Origin of the sequence: Lysobacter sp. GX 14042 (assembly GCF_021390425.1) — a bacterium.
In the GTDB taxonomy this organism is placed as follows: Bacteria; Pseudomonadota; Gammaproteobacteria; order Xanthomonadales; family Xanthomonadaceae; genus Novilysobacter.
In genome coordinates this window covers 18,315-38,853 of record NZ_JAJUWY010000008.1, presented here as the reverse complement: position 1 = coordinate 38,853, position 20,539 = coordinate 18,315, and the positions used below count along the sequence as shown (strand labels likewise).

Sequence of the window (20,539 nt, the reverse complement as noted above, 5' to 3'; positions counted from 1 at the left end):
GGTCGCCTTTCGCCGGTACGCCACGGCAGCATGTCCGCACCGCCCTTCGTACACCTTCACCTCCACAGCGAATTCTCCCTCGCCGATTCCACCATCCGGGTCGGCGAGCTGGTCGAGCGCTGCGTGGAGCTCGGCCAGCCGGCGGTTGCGCTGACCGACCTGAACAACCTGTTCGCGGCGGTGAAGTTCTACCGCAAGGCCGAGGGCGCGGGCATCAAGCCGCTGATCGGTGCCGACGTGACCCTGGCCGACGGCAACGAGGCGGCCTCGCGGCTGACCCTGCTGTGCCGCGACCGCGAGGGTTACCTGACCCTGTCGCGCCTGCTCAGCCGGATGTGGCTGGAGGGCCACCGGCACGACGGCGTGGTGCTGCGGCCGGAATGGCTGCGCGCCGACAACACGGGCCTGTTCGCCCTGGCCGGCCCGTCCAGCCTCGCCGGCCGGCTGGCGGCCGGCAACCGGCCGGAACTGGCGGAGGCCTGGCTCGCCGACTGGCAGCAGGTCTTCGACGAGCGCCTGCACCTGGAGCTGGTCCGCACCGGCCGCGACGCCGAGGCCGCCTTCAATGCCCTGGCCCTGCACGCCTCCGGCAAGCGCGGCCTGCCGGTGGTGGCCAGCAACGACGCCCGGTTCCTGCTGCCCGACGGCTTCGAGGCGCACGAGGCGCGGGTGTGCATCGCCTCGGGCCGGGTGCTCGACGACCCAAGGCGCCCGAAGGACTACAGCGCCGAGCAGTACCTGCGCTCCTCGGAAGAAATGGCGGCGCTTTTCGCCGACGTCCCGGACGCGATCGACAACACGCTGGCACTGGCCACCCGCTGCAACCTCGAGATGCAGCTGGGCACCTACTACCTGCCGGCGTTCCCGGTCCCCGACGACCACACCATCGATTCCTGGCTGCGCAGCCAGTCGCGCAGCGGGCTGGCCGCGCGCCTGGAAGTGAACCCGCTCGCGGCCGGAATGAGCCGCGGGGATTACGACGCGCGGCTTGAGGCCGAGCTGGAAGTCATCATCAAGATGGGCTTCCCGGGCTACTTCCTGATCGTCGCCGACTTCATCAACTGGGCGAAGGACCACCAGATCCCGGTCGGTCCGGGACGCGGCTCCGGCGCCGGCTCGCTGGTGGCCTGGGCGCTGGGCATCACCGACCTGGACCCGCTGCCCTACGACCTGCTGTTCGAGCGCTTCCTCAACCCCGAGCGCGTGTCGATGCCGGACTTCGACATCGACTTCTGCATGGACCGGCGCGACGAGGTGATCGAGTACGTCGCCCGCAAGTACGGCCGCGACCGGGTCAGCCAGATCATCACCTACGGCACCATGGCCGCCAAGGCGGTGGTGCGCGACTCCGGCCGCGTGCTCGGCCACCCGTACGGCTTCGTCGACGGTATCGCCAAGCTGATCCCCAACACCCTGGGCATCAGCCTCGACGACGCCATGGGCATGTCGGAAAAGGCACGGGGCAATGCCGAACTGTCCTCGCCCGAACTGATCTCGCGCTACCACGCCGAGGAGGACGTGCGCGACCTGATCGACCTGGCGCGCAGCCTCGAGGACCTGACCCGCAACGCCGGCAAGCACGCCGGCGGCGTGGTGATCGCCCCCACCCCGCTGAGCGACTTCTGCCCGCTGTTCGCCGAAGACGCCGGCGACGGCCGCGGCAAGGGCCCGGTGACCCAGTTCGACAAGGACGACGTCGAGGCGGTCGGGCTGGTGAAGTTCGACTTCCTGGGCCTGCGCACGCTGACGATCATCGACTGGGCGGTTAAGGCGATCAACAAGCGGCTGCAGGCGCAGCCCGCCGACGCCGCCCTCGACATCTCCAAGCTCCCCCTCGACGACGCCGCCACCTACGAGCTGTTCGCCCGCGGCGACACGGTCGCGGTGTTCCAGTTCGAATCGCGCGGCATGCGCGAGCTGCTCAAGCGGGCCATGCCGGACCGCTTCGAGGACCTGATCGCGCTGGTCTCGCTGTACCGCCCCGGCCCCATGGACCTGATCCCGGACTTCATCGAGCGCAAGCACGGCCGCGCGGAGGTGGTCTATCCGCACCCGCTGCTGGAACCGGTGCTGGCGCCGACCTACGGCGTGGTCGTCTACCAGGAGCAGGTCATGCAGACCGCGCAGATCCTGGGCGGCTACTCGCTGGGCGGCGCCGACCTGCTGCGCCGGGCGATGGGCAAGAAGAAGGTCGAGGAGATGGCGCGCGAGCGCGCCAAGTTCGAGGCCGGGGCGCTGGAGACCCACGGCATCGAGCCGAAGGTCTCCGGGCCCATCTTCGACCTGCTGGAAAAGTTCGCCGGCTACGGCTTCAACAAGTCGCACGCCGCCGCCTACGCGCTGGTGTCCTACCAGACCGCGTGGCTGAAGGCGCACTACCCGGCCGAATTCATGGCCGCGGTGCTGTCCTCGGACATGGACAACACCGACAAGGTCACCATGTTCCTGGATGAGTGCCGGGTGATGGGGCTGGAGGTGCGGCCGCCGGACGTGGAAGCCTCGGCCTACATGTTCGAGGCGGTCGGGCCGGGCGTGATCCAGTACGGGCTGGGCGCGGTCAAGGGCGTCGGCCAAGGGACCTGCGAGGCGATCGTCGCCGCCCGCCGGGCCGGGCCGTTCGCCGACCTGCTGGACTTCTGCAAACGCGTCGACAACAGCCGGCTCAACCGCCGCACCCTGGAACAGCTGGTGATGTCCGGGGCGCTGGACCGGCTGGGGAAGAACCGCGCCAGCCTGATGCTGCAGCTGCCGGAGGTCCTGCGCGCCACCGAGCAGATCGCCCGCGAGCGCGAGGCCGGCCAGGTCTCGCTGTTTGGCGGTGGCGACGACGCCGCGGCCCCCGCGCTGGTGATGCAGCTGCGCGAGACCGACGAGTTCCCGCTCATCCAGCTGCTCAACGGCGAGCGGGAGACGCTCGGCCATTACCTCAGCGGCCACCCCTTCGATCCCTACCGCGACGAGCTGCGCGCCCTGGTCGGCCATGACCTGGGCGACCTTGAGTCGATCTGGGAAAGCCGCCCGGACACCGGCCGTGGCGGCTGGCGGCCGGAGGTCGAGAGCGTCATCGCCGGCCAGGTGGTCGGCCTGCGCAAGAAGGGCGAGAGCCAGTTCTTCGTCCAGCTCGAGGACGGCCGCGGGCGGATCGAGTGCGCCTTCTTCTCCGAGGCCGCCGTCGAATACGGTCCCCTGCTCACGCGCGACCGGATCCTGGTGGTCCAGGGCGGGCTGCGCGAAGACACCTTCAACGGCGGCTTCTCGCTCAAGGCCGCGCGGTGCTGGGACTACGCCCAGGTCTGCGCCGGGCACGCCCGCCGCCTGTCGCTGCGCCTGGACCTGCGCCAGCCCGGCACCCTGCAGCGCGTGGACGAGCTGCTTGCCGCCCACCGGCCGGGCAACACCCCGCTGCGCCTGGACATCCTGCGCCCCGGCGCGGCCGGCATGCTCGACCTCGACGGCGGCAACGCGGTACGGGTGGATCCCGAGTTGGCCGGCGTGCTCAAGGCAATCCCCGGCGTTCTTGCGGTGAAGCTCACGCTATTGCGACCTTGGGGAGCCAAAGAAGGCCAGGCCGGATAACCAATCCAACCCATCCTTGCCCCCGCGGGAGTGCCACTCTAGTATCACTCCATGCGCACCGAACTCGTCACCACCCTCAAGCGCCAGGCCACGGAATTGCTGGCGGATCTGCAGCGCGACCGCGAACCGATCCTGATCACGCAGCACGGATTGCCCAGCGCGTACATGCTGGACGTCGCCAGCTTCGAGCGGATGCAGGAACGGATGTCGGTGCTGGAAGGCATTGCGCGTGGCGAGATGGCCGTGGCGGAAGAGCGGGTCGCCACTCACGAACAGGCGAAGGAACGCCTGGCTCGATGGCTCGGATAGTCTGGTCTGATCCGGCGCTGGCCGATCTGGATGCCATCGCCGACCGCATCGCACTTGAGGACCGCGCCGCCGCGATTGCGTTGGTCAAGCGCGTGTTCTCACATGTCGAGCAGCTCGCCGCGCACCCCGAGAGCGGCAGTCGCCCACCGGAACTCGGCGACAGCCGCTACCGTCAGCTTGTTGAGCCACCCTGCCGCGTCTTCTATCGCCACGACACGGGTGCGGACCGGTTGATCGTTTTGCATGTGATGCGCTCGGAGCGCCGCCTGCGGCGAAGCCGACTGGGCCGATGATCGCCACCGCTGTTTTCGGCGCACATGCAGCCCACCTTCCAGAGCTTTCTTCCAGGACACATCCCATGCAAGCGATCTGGACCACCATCGGCCTGCTCACCCTGAGCAACGTCTTCATGACTTTCGCCTGGTACGCCCACCTCAAGGAACTGGGCAGCAAGCCGTGGATCGTCGCGGCGCTCCTCAGCTGGGGCGTCGCCTTCTTCGAGTACATGCTGCAGGTGCCGGCCAACCGGATCGGCTACCAGGTGATGTCACTGGGACAGCTGAAGATCCTGCAGGAGGTGATCACCCTGACGGTATTCGTGCCGTTCGCGGTGTTCTACATGAAGGAGCCGCTGAAGCTCGACTACCTGTGGGCCGGGCTGTGCATGCTCGGCGCGGTGTACTTCATGTTCCGGGGCAAACTGGGCGGCTGAAGTTTCTCGCACCGGCGGCGCGCCCATGCAAGAATCCACCACGACGCCAGGGAAGGCCCGTATGGGCTCTCCTGCCCACCGCCCAGGAAAGGAAGCCCCATGAAGCACTGCCGCGCCCATACGCTCGCCCTCGCCTCGGTCCTCGTGATCGCCAGCGCCCCGGCACACGCCCAGTTTTCCCGCCTGCTCGACTCGGTGAAGGACCGGGTGGAGCGCAAGGCCGTCGAACAGGTGGACCGGATGGTGGATGGCGAGCCCTCCAGGGCGGACGCCGGGCAGCCGTCGCCGTCGCGCATGCTGCAGGTGGACATGGCGTCCGATTTCGTACCCGGCGACCACGTCCTGCTGCACGACACCTTTGCCGGGGTCCACGCCGGAGCGATGCCGGGCACCTGGCGGACCAACGGCTCCGCGCAGGTGATGACGGTGCAGCAGGTCCCGGGGCAATGGCTGGACATGAGGACGAGTTCCCTGTTCAAGCTCGCCACCCCGCTCCAGCTGCCCGAGCGGTTCACGATCGAGTTCGAGCTGCTGGCGATCGCCGACAGCATCGGTGACCTCTACCCGGTCGAGTTCGGCTTCGCCCACGACGGCAGCGTCGCCAGGAGCCAGCAGATCAACGCCGTGCGCCTGCACTACTACAACGACGGCGGGGTCGTCGTCACCAGCCGGGCGACCGACCATTACACCGAGTCCGGTTTCGACCTGCGCGGCTACGCCAACCGGGTCATGCCGGTGGCCATCGCCGTCGACGGGGACCAGATGCGCGTCTACCTGGACGGCCACAAGATCAGCGATGCCCGGCTGTTCCGGGACAACGCGTCCCGGCACTTCTACATCGAATCGCCCTCGCGCCTGGACAACGGCTCGCACCTGGCGCTGGGCAATATCCGCATCGCGACCTTCAGCGGGGACCTGGTACGGGCGACGCCCTGACGCAGGCCCGTCCCGTGCCCCGCCGCCGGACGGCTCGGTACGGCATGGGGTGGTCGGCTAGACTGTCCGACTTGCCCGGCAGAGTGCCTGCCCCGGAAGCTGGTCCGCATGAATCCGAACTACCTCGACTTCGAACAGCCCATCGCCGACCTGGAAGCCAAGATCCAGGAGCTGCGGCAGGCCAGCCAGGGTTCTTCCCTGGACGCCGACCCGGAAATCCAGGCGCTGCGCGACAAGTTGCGCAAGCGCACCGCGCAGATCTTCCGCGACCTGTCGCCCTGGCAGGTCTCGCAACTGGCGCGGCACCCGGCGCGCCCGCACACCGTCGACTACCTGGACGTGATCTGCGACGAGTTCCAGGAGCTGGCCGGCGACCGCGCCTACCGCGACGACCCGGCCATCGTCGGCGGCCTGGCGCGCATCGACGGCCGGCCGGTGCTGGTGATCGGCCATGAGAAGGGCCGCGACACCAAGGCCAAGGTGCGCCGCAACTTCGGCATGCCGCGCCCGGAGGGCTACCGCAAGGCGCTGCGCCTGATGAAGCTGGCCGAGCGCTTCGGCCTGCCGATCCTGACCTTCATCGACACCCCCGGCGCCTACCCCGGCATCGGCGCGGAGGAGCGCGGCCAGTCCGAGGCGATCGCCCGCAACCTGCTGGAGATGGCCGAGCTGAAGGTACCGATCATCTGCACCGTCATCGGCGAGGGCGGCTCCGGCGGCGCGCTGGCGATCGGGGTGGGGGATTCGACGGTGATGCTGGAATACAGCACCTATTCGGTGATCTCGCCGGAAGGCTGCGCCTCGATCCTGTGGAAGGACGCCGCCAAGGCCAAGGACGCCGCCGAGCAACTGGGCCTGACCGCCAAACGCCTGCACGGCCTGGGCCTGGTCGACAAGGTGGTGCGCGAGCCCATCGGCGGTGCCCACCGCAAGCCGCGACAGATGGCGATCCGCCTCAAGAGCGCGCTGATGAACGAGCTCGACCGGCTGGAGGCGCTGCCGGCCGACGCGCTGGTCCAGCGCCGCTACGAGCGCCTGCGCGGGTACGGCGCCTACGAGAACGCCTGAGGCGCCCCGGCGCGCCTACCAGGCGCGCTCGTACTGGACCGGGACCGGCAGTTCCTCCACGCCCAGCTCGCGCGCGGCGCGCTGGGGGAAGTACGGATCGCGCAGCATCGCCCGGCCCAGCAACACCATGTCGGCCTGCCCGCCCGCCACCAGCCGCTCGGCCTGCCGCGCATCCAGCACCAAGCCCACCGCGCCCGTCGCGATACCCGCCTCCCGGCGGATCCGCTCGGCGAACGGCACCTGGTAGCCGGGGCCCACCGGAATCTCCGCCTTCGGGACCAGTCCGCCACTGGACACGTCGACCAGGTCGATCCCGCACCCCGCGGCCAGGCGGGCCAGCTCGACGCTGTCGTCCACGTCCCAGCCTCCCCCGGCCCAGTCGGTCGCGGAGATCCGCAACCACACCGGCAGCTCGTCCGGCCAGTTCCGGCGCACCGCCTCCATCACCTCGCGCACCAGCCGCATCCGGTTCGCGGCGGTGCCACCGTAGTCGTCCTCGCGCCGGTTGCTCAGCGGCGAGAGGAACTCGTGCAGCAGGTAGCCGTGCGCGGCATGGATCTCCACCAGCTTGAAACCCGCGTCGAAGGCACGGCGCGCGGCGGCGGCGAAATCCTCGACCACCTTCCCGATCCCGTCGGCATCCAGTCCACGCGGCTGCGCCGAGGCCTCGTCGAACGCCAGTGGTGACGGCGCGACCGGTGTCCAGCCACCGCCCTCCGGCGATACCCGGCCACGCCCGAGCCAGGGCGCATGCGTACTCGCCTTGCGTCCGGCATGGGCCAGCTGGATCGCCGGCACCGCGCCGCGCGCCTCGATGAAGCGGGCGACCGGTTTCCAGGCATTGGCCTGGGCGTCGTTCCACAGGCCGGTATCGGCCGGAGAGATCCGGCCTTCCGGCGAAACGGCGCTGGCTTCGGCCATCACCACCGCCGCACCGCCGACCGCGCGGCTGCCCAGGTGCACCAGGTGCCAGTCGTTGGGCATGCCCTCGCTCGCCGAATACTGGCACATCGGCGAGAGGACGATGCGGTTGCGGAACTCCAGCGAGCGCTGCCGCAAGGGTCGGAAAAGATGGCTCAAGTCGGTTCTCCGGATCGGCTGGGCCGGTCTGCATGGACCGCGAGGCTAGCAGCGCCGGGTGTACGTCCCGTCGCGGCAGCGCCCGAGCGCGCGAGGGCATGGCACCATCGCCCGATGGCCCGGCTGCCGCCCCTGTCCGACGCGTTCCACGACTTCCCGGATGCCCCGCTGCTGGTGGGCTACAGCGGCGGGCTGGATTCGACCGTGCTGCTGCATGCCCTGGCCCGGCGCGCCGGGACGGGCCGCCTGCGGGCGCTGCACGTGGACCATGGACTGCAGGCGGAGTCGGGCGACTGGGCGGCACATTGCCGGCAGGCCTGCGAGGCGCTGGGCGTCCCGCTGGCGATCCGCCGCATGGACGTCCGGGAAAGCGGCCGGGGCGTGGAAGCGGCGGCGCGCGACGCGCGGCACGCGGCCCTGGCGGCGGCGATGCAGCCCGACGAGGTCCTGGTACTGGCCCACCATCGCGACGACCAGGCCGAGACCTTCCTGCTGCGGGCGTTGCGCGGCTCGGGCGTCGACGGCCTGGCGGCCATGCGCCGCTGGCGCGGATTCGGTCCGGGACGGCTGTGGCGGCCGCTCCTGGATACCGGGCGCGACGTGCTCCTGGCCTACGCCCACGCGCAGCGCCTGCGCTGGGTGGAAGACCCGGGCAATGCCGGCGTGGAGTTCGACCGCAACTACCTGCGCAATGCGGTATTGCCGGCGCTGGCCGGGCGCTGGCCGCATGCGGCCGCCGCGCTGGCCCGCTCCGCCGCGCTGTGCGCGCAGGCCTCGTCGCTGCTGTCGGCGCACGACCACGCGCGCCTGGCGGAGGTCCGGGCCGGCGCCCCGGATCGGCTGTCGCGGCAAGCCCTGCTGGCCCTGGACGTGCCCACCCGCAGCCGGGTATTGCGGGCCTGGGTCGCCGCCCTCGGCCTGCCGCCGCTGCCGGCCGGCGGCCTGGAGCGGCTGCAGCGCGAGTTGATACCCGCCCGTCGGGATGCCGAGGCGGCCTACCGCTGGCAGGGCGCGGGCATCCGTGCCTGGCGCGACGTGCTGCAGGCCGGGCCGTTTCCGCCCCCGCTGCCGGCGGGCTGGCGGCAGGACTGGGACGGGACCGGGACCTGCCTGCTGCCGGGCGGCGACACGCTGCAGTTGGATCCGCAGGTGCCGCAAGCGCTGCCGGCAATGGAGGTCCACGCCCGCCGCGGAGGCGAACGCATCCGCCTGCCGGGTCGCGACCACAGCCATGCGCTCAAGCACGTGCTGCAGGACCTGGGCATCCCGCCCTGGGAGCGCGGGTGCATGCCGCTGCTGTCGACGGCCAGAGGCGAGCTGCTGGCCGCCGGCGACCGGATCCTGTCGGCGACCTTCAGCGACTGGCTGGAGCGCAACGGACTCCGGCTGCACTGGCACCGGGCACAGGGACGGGGAAGCGTGCCACCGGTCGATTGACCCGCTTCGACCCCGGCCGCACACTTGCATGCATGTCTTCCCAAGCCCCCCAGGAACCCTCCCCGGTCGCCGATTTCGAGACCTCGCTCGACGCGCTCGAACAACTGGTGGAGAAGATGGAACACGGCGAGATGAGCCTGGAGGAGTCGCTGGCCGCCTATGAGCGCGGCGTCGGCCTCTACCGCCGCTGCCAGACCGCCCTGGAGCAGGCCGAGCTGCGCGTGCGCCTGCTCAGCGACCCGCAGGACCCCGATTCCGGCGAGGACTTCGCACCGGCACCCGGCCACGATGCCTGAGCCGCGGCTGGCCGCCTGGCGCGACCGCATCGACGCCGCACTCGAGCGCGCCCTGCCCGATCCCGATGCCGGGCCCGATACGCTGCATCGGGCCATGCGCCACGCGGTGCTGCTCGGCGGCAAGCGCATGCGCCCGCTGCTGGTGCTGGCCAGCGGCGAGCTGGCCGGCGCCCCGGCCGGAACACTGGATGCACCCGCGGTCGCGATCGAACTGGTGCACGCCTATTCGCTGGTCCACGACGACCTGCCGGCAATGGACGACGACGAGCTGCGCCGTGGCCAGCCGACCGTGCACGTCGCCTTCGGCGAGGCCACCGCGATCCTCGCCGGGGATGCACTGCAGGCACTCGCCTTCCAGGTGCTGGCGCGGGCACAGGCCGGCGCCGACGTGCGGGTCGAGCTGCTGCACACCCTCGCCGTCGCCGCCGGCGCCGCCGGCATGTGCGGCGGGCAGGCACTGGACCTGGCCGCCACCGGTAACGGCGGCGGCATGACCGCGGCCGGGCTGGAGCAGCTGCACGCGCTCAAGACCGGCGCGCTGATCCGCGCCGCGGTGCGCATGGGCGCGCTGTGCGGTGGCGCGCCGGCGACCGTGCTGGACGCGCTGGACCGCTACGCTGCGGCCCTGGGCCTGGCCTTCCAGGTGCGCGACGACATCCTCGACATCGAGGGCGACAGCCGGGTGATCGGCAAGACCGCCGGCAAGGACGCCGAGCAGGACAAGGCGACCTTCCCGGCACTGCTGGGGATGGAAGCCTCGCGCGCCCGGCTTGCCGAGCTCGCCGCTGAAATGGAGAAGGCCCTGGCACCGTTCGGTGACAGGGCCCTCGCGCTGCGCCGGCTCGGCGAGATGGCGATCCGGCGCGATCGCTGAGGCGCTTACTTGATCAGCCGCACCGTCAGCGGATAACGGTAGGCCACGCCTTCGTTGGCCTTGATGGTTGCGATGATGGTCAGCACCAGCCAGTAGACGCCCACCGCGAAGGCGGCCAGGTAGAACAGGAAGCCGATCAGGATCACCAGCAGGACGGTGCCGACCGCCGTGAGGACCAGCGTCGCCACCGCCATGGTGATGTTGAAGTTCAGCGCTTCCTTGCCCTGGTCGTCGACGAACGGCATCGTGTCCTTCTTGATCAGCCAGATGACCAGCGGGCCGATGATCGCGCCCAGGCCGCCGGTGAACAGGGCGGTCAATGCCGACAGGTGGGCGAACATCGCCCATTGGCGCTGGTCGGCGGAAGTGCCGTTGGCCGCCGTTCCCGTGGGCGGGGGCGGCGGATCGAACGGCGGCGGCGCACCGGCGCCGTGGTGGTCGTTGTCGTGCGGCTGGTTCATGTGGATTCCTCCCCGGATCAGGTGTCGACTTTCAGCGCCAACGCGGCGGCGGTCAACTCCGTCACCTTACGCGCTGCTCAGCCTTCGCCGGCCACCGTCATCCGCCCGACCAGGATCGACCCGGTGCGCAGGTGCGAGCGCGGGTCGACATCGCTGCCCACCGCCTCGATGCCGGCGAACATCTCCTTCAGGTTGCCGGCGATGGTGAAGCCGTCGACCGGATGGCTGATCCGGCCGTTCTCCACCCAGAACCCCGCCGCGCCGCGCGAGTAGTCGCCGGTGATCGCGTTGACACCCTGCCCCATCAGTTCGGTGACCAGCACGCCACGGTCCATCGCGGCGATGAGGGAGGCCTGGTCGCCGGCATTGCTGGCCACCTGCAGGTTGTGCACGCCGCCGGAGTTGGCGGTGGTTTGCAGCCCCAAGCGCCGGGCCGAGTAGCTGCCCAGGATGTAGCGCTGCAGCACGCCGGCCTCGACCAGGGGCGATTCGCGGGTGCCCACGCCTTCGGCATCGAACGAGGCCGAGCGGAAGCCGCGCGGCAGGAACGGCAGCTCGTGGATGGAGAACCACTCCGGGAACACCCGGGTGCCGGCCGAGTCGAGCAGGAAGCTGGCGCGCCGGTACAGCGCCCCGCCGGACACCGCCCCGAGCAGGTGGCCCAGCAGCGAGCGGGCGACCTCGGCCGAGAACAGCACCGGGTAGCGGCCGGTGGGCACCTGGCGCGGATCGAGCCGGGACAGCGCGCGCGCGGCGGCCTCGCGCCCGACCTCGGCGGCGGCGTCGAGCTCGTCGGCGGCCACCCCGATGGTGTACCAGCCGTCGCGCTGCATGCCCTCGCCGCGGCCGGCGATCAGCGCGCAGCCCAGGCTGTGGCGGGTGCTGCGCTCGCGGCCGACGAAGCCATGCGAGTTGGCGTACACCGTCACCCCGCCGCCGGTGCCGACCGAGGCTCCGTCGGAGTTCTCCAGCCGCCCGTCGGCATCGCGCCCGGCCTGTTCGCAGGCCAGGGCCAGCTCGACCGCCTGTTCCGGCTGCAGTGCCCAGGGATGCCAGGTATCGAATTCGCGCAGCTCCCGTGCCATCAGCTCCGGGTCGGCCAGGCCCGCGGCCGGGTCGTGCTCGGTATGGCGGGCGATCGCCACCGCCTGGTCGACAGTGGCCGCCAGGCTGCCCTCGTGCAGGTCGGCGGTCGAGGCACTGCCCTTGCGGCCGCCGAAATACACCGTGAGCGCCACCCCGCGGTCGCGGGTGGACTCGACGGTCTCCACCTCGCCCATGCGCACGCCGACGTTCAGCCCGGTCTCCTCCGAACAGGAGACCTCGGCCTGGTCGGCGCCGGCGGCGCGGGCCCGCTCGAGCAGCCGGCCGGCGATCTCCGCCAGCCGGTCGAGCCGCGCCTGGCTGTCATCGTTGAAGGAAGCGTCGTGGTGGAGGTCGTTCAATGTCTTATCCTTGCGCACTGTCTGGTCAGGCGGCCGCGCATCCGCGCGGCGCCACGGATGATGGAAGCACTGCGATGCGTGGCATTGATGAGGAAACCGGTGAATTCCGCGGCCCAAGCCGCAGCCAGCGGCGTCGCGAGGCGCTGGACGTGCTCGGGCTGGGCGAGCGCCTGGCGGGGATGAGCGACGCCGAACTGGCGAAGCTCCCGGTCCCGGAGGACCTGCTGCCGCACATCCGCCAAGCCCGCCGCATCACCTCGCACATCGCCCACAAGCGCGAGCTGGCGTTCCTGGCCAAGCAGATGCGCCGCGAGGACGAGCAGGTGCTGGACGCGCTGCGTGATGCGCTCGACGAAAGCGGCGAAACCGCCCGTCGCGAGATCGCCGCCATGCACCGCGCCGAAACCTGGCGCGAACGGCTGATCACCGAGGGCGATGCCGCCCTGGCCGGGCTGCTGGCCGACTACCCCCACGCCGACCGCCAGGCGCTGCGCCAACTGGTGCGCAACGCGGCCGCCGAACGGGCGAAAAACAAGCCGCCGCGCGCGCAGCGCGAGCTGTTCCGGATGGTGCGGACGCTGCTGGTGGAAGGCATGGCCGCCGACGGACACGCCGATACCAGCGACTAGCCCCCTCTCCCGCTTGCGGGAGAGGGTTGGGGTGAGGGGCTCTTGACCTTGCTTCACGCCCTCGTGCCGCCGACGGTGATGCCGTCGATCAGCAGCGACGGCTGTCCGACGCCCACCGGCACGCTCTGCCCGTCCTTGCCGCACACGCCCACACCCTCGTCCAGGGCCAGGTCGTGGCCGATCATCTTCACCTTCTGCATGGTCTCCGGGCCGTTGCCGATCAGAGTCGCGCCCTTGACCGGCGCGGTGACCTTCCCATCCTCGATCAGGTAGGCCTCGGTCGCGGAGAACACGTACTTGCCGCTGGTGATGTCGACCTGACCGCCGCCGAAGTTCACCGCGTACAGCCCGCGCTTGACCGAGCGGATCATCTCCTCCGGGTCGTGCTGGCCGGCACGCATGTAGGTGTTGGTCATGCGCGGCATCACCAGGTGGGCGAAGGACTCGCGGCGGCCGTTGCCGGTCGGGGCCATGCCCATCAGCCGCGCATTGAGGGAGTCCTGCATGTAGCCGACCAGCACCCCGTCCTCGATCAGCGTGGTGCATTGGGTCGGCTGGCCCTCGTCGTCGATGTTGAGCGAACCGCGGCGGCCCGGCAGGGTGCCGTCGTCGACGATGGTCACCCCCGGCGCGGCCACCCGCTGGCCCATGCGCCCGGCGTAGGTACTGGTGCCCTTGCGGTTGAAGTCGCCCTCCAGGCCGTGGCCGACCGCCTCGTGCAGCAGCACGCCCGGCCAGCCGCTGCCCAGCACCACCGGCATCACCCCGGCCGGGGCGTCGACCGCCTCCAGGTTGACCAACGCCTGGCGCAGGGCCTCCCGGGCCCAGGCCTCGGGCTTGCCGCCGCCGAGCAGCTCGTCGTAGCCGTAGCGCCCGCCGCCGCCGGTGTAGCCGGATTCGCGGCGGCCGTCCTGCTCGACGATCACCTGCACGTTGAAGCGCACCAGCGGGCGCACGTCGGCGCCCAGGACGCCGTCGCTGCGGGCGACCAGGATGGTGTCGACCCCGCCCGACAGGCTCACCACCACCTGCCTGACCCGGGGGTCGGCGGCCCGCAGCAGCCGGTCGACGCGCCGCAGCGCCTCGACCTTGTCGCCGTTGTCGAGCGCGTCGATCGGATCCTGCGGCGCGTACAGGCTCTGCCCCGGGCCGCGGACCAGCGCGCGCGAGGCCACCGTGCCGCCGTCGCGGGCGATCGCGCGGGCGGAGCTCGAGGCCTCGATCAGCGCTTCGGCATTGATTTCGTCGGAATAGGCGAAGCCGGTCTTCTCGCCGCTGATCGCGCGCACGCCGACGCCCTGCTCGATGGAATGGGCACCGTCGCGGACGATGCCGTCCTCCACCGTCCAGCTCTCGCGCCGGGCGTGCTGGAAATACAGGTCGCCGAAGTCGATGCCGGGGCCGAGCAGGCTGCCGAAGGCGCGTTCCAGGCCGGAGGTGTCCAGGCCGGCGGGTTGCAGGAGGCGGGACTGGGCAAGCTGCAGCGGGAGGGTCATCAGGTATTCCGGCGAAAGCGACGAACGACGATATGCGGTCGTATGCCGGCGCTTCAACCGCAGGGCGCAACAGCCGCGCACCGCGGCGTATTGCGCCTCACGGGTCCTGCGGGTCCTGCGGGTCGGCGGGAGGCGTCGGGGTGGCGTGGTCATGGCGGATGACCTCCACCTCGGGGTCGGACCAGGGCCCGGTGACATGGTAGGTGCGCGCGCCGATCTGGCCCATCGGCTTCTGCAGTACCGCGTTGGCGGCCGCGCCGATCGCCGCGCCCACCGGCCCGCCGGCGATCGCGCCGGCGACGGTGAGCAGGTTGCCGGTGCTGGGCAGCACCTCGATGGTCTGGTCGTAGCGCTCGGCACGCAGGTCGGCGGCGCCGCGGATGCGGATCTCGGCGGCCGGGCCGTCGATGTGCAGGTCGCTGGTGCGCGCGGTCCCGTCGCCAAAGCGGATCGTTCCGCCGGCCTTGTTGAAGGCCAGGCCGCGGTTGAAGAAGTCACGGAAGTCCAGGGTCAGCCGGCGTGGCAGCTCGGCGATGCTCAGCAGCCCCAGCACCCGGCCGGCGCCCGGCTCGAGTTCCAGCAGCTGGCCGTCTCGCACGTCGATCACCAGCTCGCCCCTCGCGCGGGCCGCGGCGAACTCCGCCGGGGTGCCCTGCCAGTCGGCCCGCAGGGACATGCCGCCGGTGCCGCCGGCCAGCCGGCCCTGCAGCGGCGAGCCGTCCAGCAGCGCGCCCAGGTCGCCAGCGGACGCGCTCGCGGTCAGCCGGGTGCGCGACTGCGGGCCGCGGCCGATCCAGCTGCCATCGATGTCGATGCGGTGCCCGGGGCCACTCGCCTGCAAGGCATCCACCTGCAGCCCGGCCGGGGTCGGATGGGTCTCCAGCCGCGCCTGGCCGAGCCGCGCGCCAGCCAGGCGCAGGTCGTCGACCACGATCACCAGTGGCGGGATGGAGGCGGGGTCGAGCACCTCGCGGTCGGGCGCGGCGGTATCCGGCGCAGCCGCGCGCGCCGGGGCCGCCGGTGCCGCCGCGGCGCGCGTGGAACCCGTCACGGGCGCCTGCGGCGGGCTCCAGTACGCCCGCTCGAAGCGCCCGGCGATCGCGGCATCGTCACTGGCCGGCACCCGCAATTCGCCCTGCAGCGCGGCGCCTTCCGCCCTCACCCGCAGCGCACCCGTGGAGCCGGGCAGCACCAGCAGGCGGGTGTCCGGGAAGCGGCCGCCCAACAGCCGCAGCTCACCGGCCCGCACGTCGATCCGGCCCAGTGCGGTGCCACCGCCGTCGCCGCCGCCGGCCAGGCCGATCCACTCCAGGGCGTCCAGGACCGGGGCCCGCCCCCCGACCACCAGCCCGCGCGCCGGCGGTGCATCGACCCGGCTCGAACCCAGTGCGATGCGCACGCCGGTGTCATCGCCGCGACTGCGCGCCCGCAATGCCATCCGGCTGCCCAGGCTCACCGCGACCTCGCCACCCTCCAGCGGAAGCGGGGTCTCGATGGTGGCCGGCAGTGCCGTCGCGGCGGCCTTGTGCAATGGCTGCGGCAACTCCAGCGCGGTGCCCACCAGGTCCGACTGCAACCGCAGGCGTGGCTGCGCCCGCCCGCCCGGAGGCGGCCGGCCAACCAGGACGTTGGCGGTCCAGCGCGAGCTGCCGCTGATGTACGGACGCAGCCAGTCCAGGGTGCCGGCCTGCTCCAGCAGGGTGTTGGCGGCAACCTGCGCCTGCAGCGCGCCCTCGAACAGGTTGTCGCCATCGAGCACGTGGCCCTCGCCGGCACGCAGGCTCAGCCGGCCGGCGCGCCCCTCGTGGCTTACCTCCAGGTCCGCGGCGGTGAAGCCTTCCCCGTCGTAGGCCGCCCGGCCGCGCACGTCGTCGAAGGCCAGGCCGAAGTTCGGCGCGGACAGCCGCGCACCCTCCAGCGCCACCGCCCCGTCGATCGACAGCCCGCCCGGCCCGGTGGGCAGGCGCAGGCCGAATTCCACCGAGGCGGGGCCGCGGCCGGCAAGGTTGTCGAACACGTCGGGCTGCTGCGCCCTCAGCGGGCTGTTGCCGAGCAGCGCCAGCAGCGCCGCCACGTCGCCACTGCCGCCGGCTTCCACGCTCAGCGTGCCACCGGAGTAGTCGTCCATCGCCGCGTGCACCCGCCCGATCCGGATCCCGGACAGCATGCCGCCGCCGCGGATGTCGAAGCCATCGCCAATGAAGGCCAGTTCGGCGTCCAGCTGCTCGGCCGCCGGCCAGTCCGGCTGGAACCGCACCACCGCATCCGCGACCCGGCCGCGGGCCTCGAAGCGCCCGTTACCGGCGGTGAACGGCCAGTCATCCAGGTCGCCGCTCACCACCGCCCGGCCGTCGTGCAACGTGCCTCCCTGCAACGCGGTGTCCAGCCACTGCTGCAACGACCCGGGCATGAGATGGCGGACCAGGAAGCCGCGCGCGACCGGCAGCGCGGTTGGATCAACCTCGGCGGCGAGGTCGATCCGCGGCCGCCCGCCGCCGGCCTCCCAGCGCAACTGCCCGCGCGCGTCCACGCCAAAATCCTGGCCCTGCACCCGCAGCGCGCCGGTACCGACCGACCAGCCGTCCGCGTCACGCCAGCCACCCACGGTGCCTTCCAGCGCGATCGTGTGCGCCACCCCGAAACCCGCCGGCCAGTCGAACTGCAGCGACCTGCCCGGATCGATCCGCAGCGCGACCCCGGCCTCGTCGCCTTCCAGTTCGCCCGCCAGTCCGCGCAGCCCGGGGCGGTCATCCACCGGATCGAACGCCAGGCCTTCCACGCGGGCCTGCGCACGCAGGCGACCGCCGGGCCCGGAGGCCAGTTGCAGGTCATGCAGCAGCGCTTGCGGCGCGGCGGCGGCCAGCCAGGCGCGCACACCGGGTGGCAGGCGGTCGCTGAGCGCGGCCAGCTGCAGCAACGGCGCCACCTCCAGCCGCCGCGCCGCCAGCGCCGGGCGGCTGCCGCTCGCCAGCAGCAGCCCGTCGTAGGCATGCTCACGACCACCGTGGACCAGCCGCAGCTGCGGGGCGTCCAGGCGCCAGCCCCCGTCGGTGCGCTGCCAGCGCGCCAGCGCGGACACCGACTCGAACCCGAGTTCCGGCACCTGCCCGTCGGCGGCGCGCAGGCGCACCTGTTCCAGTGCCGCGTCGACGGTGACCTGCGCCACCCGCTTGCCGGCCAGCCCCGCGTGCACCTGTGCACGGCCACGCCCGCTGTCGACCTGCACGCCGGCAACGGCGAGCAGGGGCGCCCATGGCTGCAGGTCCACCGAGGGCGCGGAAATCCAGACCCGGCCATCGCCGGTGTCGCGGTCCAGCCGCAGGGCGGCATCGACCGCTTCGCCCCGGACGGCACCCGGCGCCTGCGGCCAGGCCCGCAGGCCGGCGCGCACCAGCGCGCCGTCGACCCGCAGCCGCAGGTCGACCTGCGGGATCGAGACATCCGTGCCGGTTGCCACCGACACCGCCCGCAGCCGGCCGTCGATCACCTGCAGCTCGCCGAGGCCTTCCAGCGCGGCAAACGGATCACCACCGGTCTCGCGCTGTCCCGGCAGCCCGCGCACCTGCCAGCGCCCATCCGCATCGCGCTCGAGCACCAGCTCCAGCCCGCGCAGGCGCAGCTCGGACAGCGGCACGCCGGGGAGCAGGCCGGCGTAGATCGACACCAGCATCTCGGCATCGCCGACGGTGAACGCCTGGTCGCCCTCGCCCACCCGCAGGCCCTGCAGCTGCAGCAGCGGCCCGCGCCGGGTCCATTCGGTCTGCACCGCATCGAAGCTGATCGGCCGTCCGGCCCGCACGCTGAGCCAGGCCGCCACCCGGTCGGGGTGCTGCTCGGCCAGCGGCAGCACCTGGCTCGCCGCACCGAGCACCAGCGCCAGCAGCACCAGGGCGACGGCGAGGGTGTAGGCGGTACCGCGGCGCACCCGCCGCAGGCGGCGGCGGAGGACCGTGGGCATCAGCCGTCCCCGCCCCCGCGCCTCGTCAGCGGCTCAGAACAGCACGACATCGAACTGCTCCTGGTTGTACTGCCCGTCGGCCTGGAGGCGGACGCTGCGGCCGAGGAACTCCTCCAGCTCGGCCACCGCCGCCGATTCCTCGTCGGTGATCCGCGCGACCACCTTGGGCGAGGCGATCACCAGCAGCCGCTCGGCCTCGAACTGGCGCACCTGGCGCACGATCTCGCGGAAGATCTCGTAGGTGACCGTTTCCGGGGTCTTGAGCATGCCGCGCCCGCCGCACTCGTGGCACGGCTCCGACAGCTGGTGCTCCAGGCTCTCGGTGGTGCGCTTGCGGGTCATTTCCACCAGGCCCAGCGGCGAGAAGTCGTACACCGTGGTCTTGGCGTGGTCGCGCGCCAGCGCCTTTTCCAGCTGGCGCAGCACCTGGCGGCGGTGCTCGGGATCGACCATGTCGATGAAGTCGATGATGATGATCCCGCCCAGGTTGCGCAGCCGCAGCTGCCGGGCCACCGACTGCGCCGCCTCCAGGTTGGTGCGGAAGACCGTTTCCTCCAGGTTGCGCTGGCCGAGGAAGGAGCCGGTGTTGATGTCGACGGTGGTCATCGCCTCGGTCTGGTCGATGACCAGATAGCCGCCGGACTTGAGCGGCACCTGCTTGTCCAGTGCGCGGCCCAGCTCGTCCTCCACCCCGTACAGGTCGAAGATCGGCCGGGCACCGGTGTAGTGCTCGATCCGTTCGGCAAGCCCGGGGCTGTCGGGGTCCGCATCCGCCGGCATGTACTGGGCGGCGAAGCGGCGCAGGCGCTCGAAGGTCTCGCGCGAGTCGACCTTGACCTTCTCCACGTCGCGGCGCATCAGGTCACGCACCGCCCGCAACGGCAGGGTCAGGTCCTCGTAGACGCACTCGCCCAGCCCGGCACTGGCGGACTTCTCCTCGATCAGCGCCCAGGCCCGGCCCAGGTAGGCGATGTCCTCGCCCAGCGCATCCTCGGGCTGGCCCTCGGCGTTGGTGCGCACGATGTAGCCGTGCTGCGGCCCGGCGCCGGACAACTCGCCGACGATGGCCTTCAGCCGGGCCCGCTCGAGCTCGTCCTCGATCCGCGCCGAGACCCCGATCACCCGCGAGCGCGGCAGCAGCACCAGGTAGCGCGAGGGCACGCTGAGCTGGGTGGTCAGGCGCGCGCCCTTGCTGCCGATCGGGTCCTTGACCACCTGGACGATGATCTCCTGGCCATCGCGCAGCAGCTCGGTGATCGGCCGCGGCGGCATCGGCGGCAGCGGCGCCTCGCCGGCCTCCCCGGCCACCGGGGCCGGGCGCACGATGTCGGCGGCATGCAGGAACGCCGCGCGCTCCAGGCCGATGTCGACGAAGGCCGCCTGCATGCCGGGCATCACCCGCTGCACCTTGCCCTTGTAGATGTTGCCCACCACGCCGCGCCGCCAGCCACGCTCGATGTGCAGCTCCTGCAGCATGCCGTTCTCGACCACCGCCACCCGCGTCTCGCGCGGGGTCACGTTGATCAGGATCTCCTCGGTCATGCGGGTACCTTCATGGGCATGTCGTCCATGGCAAACGAAATCTGCAGGCCGGCATCGCGCAGGAGCATGGCGGTCTCGTGCAGCGGCAGGCCCATCACCCCGGAAAAGCTTCCCTCCAGCCGGGTGACGAAAACCTCGGCGGCGCCCTGGATGGCGTAACCACCAGCCTTGCCATGCGGCTCGCCGCTGGCGGCGTAGGCCTCGATCAGCGCCGGATCGAGGCGGGCGAAGGTGACCTGCGAGATGGACAATGCCTGGCGCGCCTCGCCGCCGGCGAGCAGGGTCACCGCGGAGAGCACCTCGTGGGTGCGGCCGGACAGCCGCTGCAGCATGCCGCGGGCATCCGCGGCGTCGGCCGGCTTGCCGAAGACCTCGTCTTCGAGCACCACTTCGGTATCCGAGCCCAGCACCATCGCACCGGCATCGCCGAGCAGCACCCGTCCGGCAGCGGCCTTGCCGGTGGCGACCCGGCGCACATAGTCGTGCGGGGACTCGCCGGGCGCACGCTGCTCGGGGATCTCCACGTCGAGTGGATCGAAGGCGATGCCGAGGCGCGCCAGCAACTCACGACGGCGCGGCGATTTGGAGGCGAGATGGAGCATCGGGATCCTGGTGGCCGCGGCGCCGGGCGCACGGGGTCGGGCGTCCCGGACGGGCGGACGCGTCCGCAAGGATAACCGGACCCCCGCGGGCGCTGCGGGAACGCACGCACGTTCCCCC

17 protein-coding genes are annotated in these 20,539 nt (G+C 71.7%); 10 read left to right on the top strand and 7 right to left on the bottom strand.

The window, feature by feature from the left end:
* The first annotated feature begins 30 nt into the window (after positions 1 to 30).
* The 6 genes from dnaE (at position 31) to LY625_RS11115 (ending at position 6,601) form a co-directional block, all read left to right on the top strand.
* The gene (gene dnaE / locus LY625_RS11140) at positions 31 to 3,576 is read left to right on the top strand and encodes a DNA polymerase III subunit alpha (RefSeq protein WP_233740284.1); all 3,546 of its coding nucleotides are present in this window, start codon (positions 31 to 33) and stop codon (positions 3,574 to 3,576) included.
* Positions 3,577 to 3,627: 51 nt separating this feature from the next.
* A complete protein-coding gene (locus tag LY625_RS11135) occupies positions 3,628 to 3,885 on the top strand; it encodes a type II toxin-antitoxin system prevent-host-death family antitoxin (protein ID WP_233740283.1) in 258 nt (85 codons plus the stop codon).
* Entirely contained in the window at positions 3,873 to 4,178 is a 306-nt protein-coding gene (locus LY625_RS11130; RefSeq protein WP_233740282.1) for a type II toxin-antitoxin system RelE/ParE family toxin, read from the top strand. The genes LY625_RS11135 and LY625_RS11130 overlap by 13 nt, the downstream gene beginning before the upstream one ends.
* A 65-nt stretch (positions 4,179 to 4,243) precedes the next feature.
* The gene (locus LY625_RS11125; RefSeq protein ID WP_233740281.1) at positions 4,244 to 4,597 is read left to right on the top strand and encodes a DMT family protein; all 354 of its coding nucleotides are present in this window, start codon (positions 4,244 to 4,246) and stop codon (positions 4,595 to 4,597) included.
* A gap of 99 nt (positions 4,598 to 4,696) precedes the next feature.
* Positions 4,697 to 5,533, top strand: a complete 837-nt coding sequence (locus tag LY625_RS11120) for a hypothetical protein (protein WP_233740280.1) — start codon at positions 4,697 to 4,699, stop codon at positions 5,531 to 5,533.
* A 108-nt stretch (positions 5,534 to 5,641) separates the two neighbouring features.
* On the top strand, positions 5,642 to 6,601 hold the full coding sequence (locus tag LY625_RS11115; protein WP_233740279.1) for an acetyl-CoA carboxylase carboxyltransferase subunit alpha: 960 nt from the start codon (positions 5,642 to 5,644) through the stop codon (positions 6,599 to 6,601).
* Positions 6,602 to 6,616: 15 nt separating this feature from the next.
* Here LY625_RS11115 and LY625_RS11110 read toward each other — a convergent pair whose 3' ends face one another.
* The gene (locus LY625_RS11110; protein ID WP_233740278.1) at positions 6,617 to 7,681 is read right to left on the bottom strand and encodes an NADH:flavin oxidoreductase/NADH oxidase; all 1,065 of its coding nucleotides are present in this window, start codon (positions 7,679 to 7,681) and stop codon (positions 6,617 to 6,619) included.
* Positions 7,682 to 7,795: 114 nt separating this feature from the next.
* Between LY625_RS11110 and tilS the strand changes: the two genes are divergently transcribed.
* Genes tilS through LY625_RS11095 form a run of 3 tightly spaced genes read left to right on the top strand, consistent with a single transcriptional unit; the run spans position 7,796 to position 10,288 of the window.
* Entirely contained in the window at positions 7,796 to 9,118 is a 1,323-nt protein-coding gene (tilS, locus tag LY625_RS11105) for a tRNA lysidine(34) synthetase TilS (RefSeq protein WP_233740277.1), read from the top strand.
* A gap of 32 nt (positions 9,119 to 9,150) precedes the next feature.
* A complete protein-coding gene (locus LY625_RS11100; RefSeq protein ID WP_233740276.1) occupies positions 9,151 to 9,414 on the top strand; it encodes an exodeoxyribonuclease VII small subunit in 264 nt (87 codons plus the stop codon).
* Entirely contained in the window at positions 9,407 to 10,288 is an 882-nt protein-coding gene (locus tag LY625_RS11095; protein ID WP_233740275.1) for a farnesyl diphosphate synthase, read from the top strand. The genes LY625_RS11100 and LY625_RS11095 overlap by 8 nt, the downstream gene beginning before the upstream one ends.
* Before the next feature lie 5 nt (positions 10,289 to 10,293).
* On the opposite strand, the gene LY625_RS11090 is transcribed toward LY625_RS11095, so the two are convergent.
* On the bottom strand, positions 10,294 to 10,749 hold the full coding sequence (locus tag LY625_RS11090; RefSeq protein WP_233740274.1) for a DUF4870 domain-containing protein: 456 nt from the start codon (positions 10,747 to 10,749) through the stop codon (positions 10,294 to 10,296).
* A gap of 77 nt (positions 10,750 to 10,826) precedes the next feature.
* Positions 10,827 to 12,194: a metalloprotease PmbA gene (gene pmbA, locus LY625_RS11085; RefSeq protein WP_233740273.1), complete on the bottom strand. Its 1,368-nt coding sequence runs from the start codon at positions 12,192 to 12,194 to the stop codon at positions 10,827 to 10,829.
* Positions 12,195 to 12,268: 74 nt separating this feature from the next.
* On the opposite strand from pmbA, the gene yjgA reads away from it, so the two are divergent.
* Complete coding sequence (yjgA, locus tag LY625_RS11080; protein WP_233740272.1) at positions 12,269 to 12,823, top strand: ribosome biogenesis factor YjgA; 555 nt, start codon at positions 12,269 to 12,271, stop codon at positions 12,821 to 12,823.
* 53 nt (positions 12,824 to 12,876) lie between these two features.
* Here yjgA and tldD read toward each other — a convergent pair whose 3' ends face one another.
* The 4 genes from tldD to LY625_RS11060 all read right to left on the bottom strand — a co-directional run bounded on the left by tldD (position 12,877) and on the right by LY625_RS11060 (position 20,421).
* The gene (gene tldD, locus LY625_RS11075; protein ID WP_233740271.1) at positions 12,877 to 14,319 is read right to left on the bottom strand and encodes a metalloprotease TldD; all 1,443 of its coding nucleotides are present in this window, start codon (positions 14,317 to 14,319) and stop codon (positions 12,877 to 12,879) included.
* Positions 14,320 to 14,416: 97 nt separating this feature from the next.
* Positions 14,417 to 18,277, bottom strand: a complete 3,861-nt coding sequence (locus tag LY625_RS11070; RefSeq protein WP_233740270.1) for a YhdP family protein — start codon at positions 18,275 to 18,277, stop codon at positions 14,417 to 14,419.
* A 33-nt stretch (positions 18,278 to 18,310) separates the two neighbouring features.
* Positions 18,311 to 19,819 (bottom strand): ribonuclease G, encoded by a 1,509-nt coding sequence (gene rng / locus LY625_RS11065; RefSeq protein ID WP_233740269.1) that lies wholly within the window; start codon positions 19,817 to 19,819, stop codon positions 18,311 to 18,313.
* Positions 19,816 to 20,421 (bottom strand): Maf family protein, encoded by a 606-nt coding sequence (locus LY625_RS11060; RefSeq protein ID WP_233740268.1) that lies wholly within the window; start codon positions 20,419 to 20,421, stop codon positions 19,816 to 19,818. Before LY625_RS11060 ends, rng begins: the two co-directional genes overlap by 4 nt.
* Positions 20,422 to 20,539 lie beyond the last annotated feature (118 nt).